A 5,768-nucleotide genomic window follows, 5' to 3' on the forward strand; every position below is an offset into this window, starting at 1 on the left:
GCTCTTGTCGAGAACTTGTCATCTCTTATCAGGCTTTTATCAGAGTCCAGCCTTTTATCTTTGGCTTTTTAAGACCTTAAAACCTAAATCTTTAACTCTGACCAAACCTACGACTAAACCTTTGACTAAAATCTGACTAAATCTTCTTTTGTTTTTTTATGCTCTTGTCGAGAACTTGTCATCTCTTATCAGGCTTTTGTCAGAGTCCAGCCTTTGATTTTTACCTTTTAAATCTAAATATTTTCTCTTAAACTCTATCCTAGGGCCAAAATTAACAACTAATCCCACTTGCATACCCGTAGCTTTAAGATAATTTAATAATTGCATTTCATTAGCTTTAATTAACTTTGATATAGCTTTCACCTCAACCACCACTTTATCCTTTACAACTATATCAGCTACATATAGACCAACCTCTTGACCTTTATACATAACCTCTATCTTCTTCTGCCTTTCAACCTCTAGCCCCATCTCTTCTAATTCAATTACCAGTGCATTCTCATATACATGCTCCAAGAAACCATATCCCAATTGATCATAAACATTATAAAAACTCCTGATTATCCTCTCAGTTAACTCTTGATATAAATAGCCAATCATTATCACCCCTTTTAAATTCTAAACCTTAAGTGCAAAATCATCTGCTCTGACAAGGTCTCAGACAAAAAATGACTGAAATCTGACTAAATCTTTTTATTCTTTATGCTCTTGTCGTGAACTTGTCGGCTCTTATCAAGCTTTTGTCAGAGTCAAAGCCTTTGATCTTAATCTTCTTAAGATCTTGACATCTAAACCTCTGACCTTGATTTTATATAATACCATATTATCCCAAAGTTTATTCATCCAAAAAAAGAAACAGACTAACACCATTTATTCTTCGGATATTAGTCTCTGTAAGTCTATGTCAAACTCGCCTTGTATCTTGAGTAGAGCCATCTCACTATTGATCAAAAGAATGTCTCATAACTATCTTTGGTAATTCTAATAACAAATCTATCTCCTCTTCAATAATCGCCTGTACTATTCTCAAATTTAACTTTTGATAATTATGTACAGCTATGTTCCTAAATCCAACCATATTCTTTAAACTCTCTGCCATCTCTTCTTCTATAATCCCATTTTGATATAATATTTCAAAACCATCTCTACTATTTTGAGGAACCCCCAGTTCTAACTTAGCAATTAAGTGCATTGCTATATCTATGGTAGCCTCACATAAACGTTGAATATTAAGGATAATAGAGTCCTGCTTAGTATAATTATTTAAATTTAGTGGGTCTCCATCATACTCATCTTTAATTCTCCCTACACATCTCTTCATAGTCTCACCTTTATTTAATAAAACATCATCCATCATTCTCCATCACTCCTCTTTTAATTCCTTCTAATACCTCACTTCTCTCTTCATTAAGTCTTGCATATTCCTTAAGTGTTAACATCTCAAAATTTTCTCTGCTTAATTTATCTTTAGCATAGATATTCTTTCCTTGAATAATCTGAACCTTAAAGACAGTAGAAGCATTACTAATATCTATCAAATCAACTTCTCTTTTAACCTTGTCAGCCAAACTTTGGGCAATTAAGAAGACCTTATAAGGGTCTACTTCTTCATCACTTAAAAATCCTATATCTATATCACTATCTTCTCTAAGTTTATCTTGGGCAAAAGAACCAAATATATATATTAGTATTGGATCTATCTCTTTTAATAATACTTCTTTAATTATTTCAATGATATCCATCTTACAAACCTCCCTTTTATGAATAGCTTTAATCCTATTATAACATAAAAGATGGAAATTATATATAAAGAGCCAACCCAGTGGTTGACTCTTGAATTATCAATACCTTCTACTTTTTCTTTTTAAAGCCTTAAAACCCAAATCTTTAACTCTGACTAAACCTTTGACTAAAATCTGACTAAATCTTTTTTTATTTTTTATGCTCTTGTCGAGACCTTCTCATCTCTTATCAGGCTTTTGTCAGAGTTCAGCCTTTGATTTTTTATTTTAACAGTTCTAAAGAACGCAGAACCAAAGATTTGGTATCCTTGACCCTGTAAATATAAGTATATCCTCTATCCCTTGCCTATTCAAGTAACTGCTGGATATCATCCCAGGTTATCTTATCAGTCGGTCTGGCATTGTCTTCAATAATATTCTCGAAGATATCCTTCTTCTTCTCCTGTAACTTCAACATCTTCTCCTCTACCGTTCCTGTAGTGATCATCTTATAAACGATAACCTTCTTCTTTTGGCCGATACGGTGGGCACGATCGGTAGCTTGTCGCTCTACCATTGGATTCCACCAAGGATCCACATGGACTACCACATCAGCAGAGGTTAGATTTAGCCCTACCCCCCCTGCCTTTAAGGAGATTAAAAAGACCTTTATCTTCTTAGACTCATTAAACCTCTCTACTCGCTCCATCCTCTTTCTCGTACTACCATCTAAATACTCAAAGCTAACACCCTTCTCCTCTAAGCGTTCTCTAATCAGCTTAAGCATTCCCACAAACTGGCTAAAGACAATTAACTTATGTCCGGCTAGAGTCGCCTCCTCGATTAACTCTAAAAGTGCTTCTAGCTTTCCTGACTCTCTTCTCTTACCTTTCTCTTCTAAGACTAGATCAGGGTGATTACAGATCTGACGAAGCTTGGTTAAAGCAGCTAAGATATTGATTCTAGATTTATTAAACCCATCCTCTTCTACCTTCTGGACTAGATCCTTCTTAACCTCTTCGACTATCGCCTTATAGGTCTGCTCTTGGAAGCTAGTCATCTCTACAGGATAGGTATTGATCATCTTCTGAGGTAAATCATCTAGGACCTCTTCCTTTCTCCTTCTTAGAATAAATGGAGCGATCCTTCGCTTAAGGTCCTCTAATTTCTCCTTGTCATCCTCTTTGGTAATTGGATTTAGATACTTCTTTCTAAACTTACTATACTTACCTAAATACCCTGGCATCAAAAAATCAAAGATAGACCACAGCTCATCTAAAGAGTTCTCTAAAGGGGTTCCCGTTAAAGCCAACTTATACCTAGATTTAATTCTTTTAATCCCTTTAGTTCTTTTAGCCTGTCTATTCTTGATATTATGGGCCTCATCTAAGAGCGTATAAGAAAACTCTACCTCCTGCAAATCTTCATAATCCCGGCTCATAATCGAATAGGTAGTAACTAATATCTCATACTTATCTAATTCTTCTCTCATCTCCTTACGCTCATCAGGTGTACCATAGTAAACAAGATAATCTGTACCTGGGAAGAACTTCTCTATCTCTGCTGCCCAGTTATAGATTAGAGTCCTTGGACAGACAATCAAAACAGGCGCTTTCTTCTCTACGCCTTTAATCAAGGTTAAAGCCTGTATGGTCTTACCTAAGCCCATATCATCGGCTAAGATACCTCCAAAGTTATACTTGTGCAAAAACTTCATCCAGTAATAGCCCTTCTTTTGATAACCTCTAAGTATTTCCTCAACTCCAGCAGGTATCTCTTCTTCTTGGACAAGTTTATTAGCAGTAATATCTTCATTTAAGCTATTATATACCTTACTCCCTTTAAATGATATTCCACTCTCTTCTACAAGACTTTGATAATAAAGTAGGTTATAATAGTTGCTCCTATAAATCCCCTCTTCTTCACTATCTGCTCCCTCAATAATCTTCTTTAGATTCTTCTCTTGGAGGGTCTCTTGGAGGAGTAAGTACTTGTTCCCAACCTGTATATACTTGCGATTATGCTTGTTATATCTAAGAAGCTTCTTTAGCTCTTCTGGGGTATAAGTATTGCCACCTAAGTTATAACTAACCTTAAATTCAAACCAATTAATTCCACCATCATCCTCTTCAAACTCAATAATTGGGTTAAGTTCCACCTCCACAACCTCGACCTCGTCAAATTCTTGGCTGGTATTGATCTCCCAATCCTCGGGGATATGAGTTAGCCCATCGGTGATAAACTCTTGAATATCATCGCGTTCCTTAATATAAAAGGAGTCTGGCTTAACACGAAAGTTATACTCTTCTAAGAAGTCTAAAAGCTCTTTGACTGGCTCCAAATCATGGGTGAACCAAAACTTAGGATCATCTTCATCTTGACGGTAATCTCTGTTGGTAGGGTCAAAGGCTATGATCTCAGAATTTCCATACTCCTTATTATCCATTATAACCTTGGCCCTACAACTGATTATCCCCTTCTGATAATCAAATTCTAGTTCTACCTCCGTCTTATCCTTAATTAAGGTATAACCCTCTAATGCTGAAGAGAAGTGAGTTTTAAAAGAGGTTTTTAATTGGGGTAAGACTTCAAAGATAAACTTTCCCCTTCCTTCTTTTGGGATCTTAATCTTAGGTGGGAGATTTAGATTCAAGGAGTTGGCAGGAGTATGTACTTTAGAATCAACTACAGTCCATTGAGCCCCTTCCCTTTGCTGAAATTTATGCCTATGGGCTACCTTGATATCTACCTCTTTTTCATCACCTCTTATAAATAAATCTGGACTAAGTTCTTCACCGATCTTGGCCCGCTGACTATTCTCCTCTAAGTAAACTTCATTATTTTTGATCAAGCTAACTAAAAAATTAAAATTATCCTTATTCTTAGGAAAGAAAAATCCCCCTGGAGTAGGGCTCTTAGACAGGTCTATCCCTTTAAAGTAATTTAGGTTATTTTGATCTTTGATACTTAGCTTATCTATATGTGAGGTATCTCTATAATAATAACTATGAGATTGATGTAAATAATCAACGATCTGGTCTAGCCTATCATCTAAAAGCTCTTCACTCTCTAAGGTTAGTTTAAAGTTGACCATAGAATCTCTGATTAGCCCTTTTACCTTATAAGTTATCTGGGGATGCTTGGTATCTTGGAAGTCCTGGGTAATCTGAAGCAACTTCTCAAAAGATTCATCCTTGGCAGGTAATTTCTTCTTAGGTGAAGAGGATTTCATCTTCCTTGGCGTCTGAGCGTTGGCCCTTTCTTGGAAAAACTTATAAAGGACCGCTACTTGATGCTTACAGATATCTCCCCAATAAGGGCAGGTACATCCTCCGTAAATTTGTAATTCTTCATTATCAATCACAAAGTCTATATCTACAGTATAAAGAACAGTTCCCCAAACTAAAGCCTGTACATTATATCTATTATTATCTAAGTCGATTAAATTGTACTTGTCTATCTTACCAGCCTTATAGTATCTCTCACCTCGTTTAAAGATTTTGGTCGAGACTTGATCTTTTAGTTGCTTTAATAGGTTCATCTATCTACTCCTTTTTTTGTGCTATGTACTTTGAGCTTTGAGCCGTGAGCTAAAAAGCAAGAGCCCATTAGGTTCACAAAAAGCCAACATTTCTGTTGGCTTTTATGGCGATATTAATTTATTTATGCTAAAGTTAGCTATTATTTTTGACTAATTTAATCTTTCCTGTTTCGTGGGGGTGATTTAACAAGATTTCTCTATTTTCTGCTACCGTATCCTTGATAACACTTAAATCTTTCTGCATAGCCTGTTGGTTATTCTTTAACTCTAATATTTCTTTACCTAAGTCGGTTCTTACTTTTGCAATCTCTCTCTCTAAGTTATCAAATTTGCCTAGTATTAGTTTTAGCATATCTTCATTACTCATAGCTTCACTCCTTTATTTTGTAGCTTATATATTATTATATCAAATTAAAGCTATATTTAAAAGTATTTAAAGTGAAAAGACTAGTATGAAAATTGCAATATAAAATGCACAGCCTTTATGGAAAAAAACACCTCATATG

5 protein-coding genes are annotated in these 5,768 nt (G+C 35.4%); all 5 read right to left on the minus strand.

The features are described 5' to 3' along the window. Positions 1-156: 156 nt before the first annotated feature. Positions 157-600 carry a GxxExxY protein gene (locus tag HALSAC_RS14860; protein ID WP_051412049.1) on the minus strand — a complete coding sequence of 148 codons (444 nt, stop codon included), beginning with the start codon at positions 598-600 and terminating at the stop codon, positions 157-159. A 340-nt stretch (positions 601-940) separates the two neighbouring features. Then, positions 941-1,357, minus strand: coding sequence for a type VII toxin-antitoxin system HepT family RNase toxin (gene hepT / locus HALSAC_RS0103080; RefSeq protein ID WP_027339034.1), 417 nt, complete (start codon positions 1,355-1,357; stop codon positions 941-943). After that, positions 1,347-1,742: a type VII toxin-antitoxin system MntA family adenylyltransferase antitoxin gene (gene mntA, locus HALSAC_RS0103085; protein ID WP_027339035.1), complete on the minus strand. Its 396-nt coding sequence runs from the start codon at positions 1,740-1,742 to the stop codon at positions 1,347-1,349. The genes hepT and mntA overlap by 11 nt, the downstream gene beginning before the upstream one ends. 346 nt (positions 1,743-2,088) lie before the next feature. Next, complete coding sequence (locus HALSAC_RS0103090; protein ID WP_027339036.1) at positions 2,089-5,262, minus strand: SNF2-related protein; 3,174 nt, start codon at positions 5,260-5,262, stop codon at positions 2,089-2,091. Between the two features lie 133 nt (positions 5,263-5,395). Further along, positions 5,396-5,629, minus strand: a complete 234-nt coding sequence (locus tag HALSAC_RS0103095; RefSeq protein WP_027339037.1) for a hypothetical protein — start codon at positions 5,627-5,629, stop codon at positions 5,396-5,398. Positions 5,630-5,768: the final 139 nt, after the last annotated feature.

Source organism: Halonatronum saccharophilum DSM 13868 (assembly GCF_000517025.1).
Classification (GTDB): domain Bacteria; phylum Bacillota; class Halanaerobiia; order Halobacteroidales; family Halobacteroidaceae; genus Halonatronum; species Halonatronum saccharophilum.

Excerpts from the sequence above, each read along its gene's own strand:
- HALSAC_RS0103095 (WP_027339037.1), bottom strand. The coding sequence starts at position 5,629 with ATGAGTAATGAAGATATGCTAAAACTAATACTAGGCAAATTTGATAAC.
- mntA (WP_027339035.1), bottom strand. The coding sequence starts at position 1,742 with ATGGATATCATTGAAATAATTAAAGAAGTATTATTAAAAGAGATAGAT.
- hepT (WP_027339034.1), bottom strand. The coding sequence starts at position 1,357 with ATGATGGATGATGTTTTATTAAATAAAGGTGAGACTATGAAGAGATGT.
- HALSAC_RS14860 (WP_051412049.1), bottom strand. The coding sequence starts at position 600 with ATGATTGGCTATTTATATCAAGAGTTAACTGAGAGGATAATCAGGAGT.
- HALSAC_RS0103090 (WP_027339036.1), bottom strand. The coding sequence starts at position 5,262 with ATGAACCTATTAAAGCAACTAAAAGATCAAGTCTCGACCAAAATCTTT.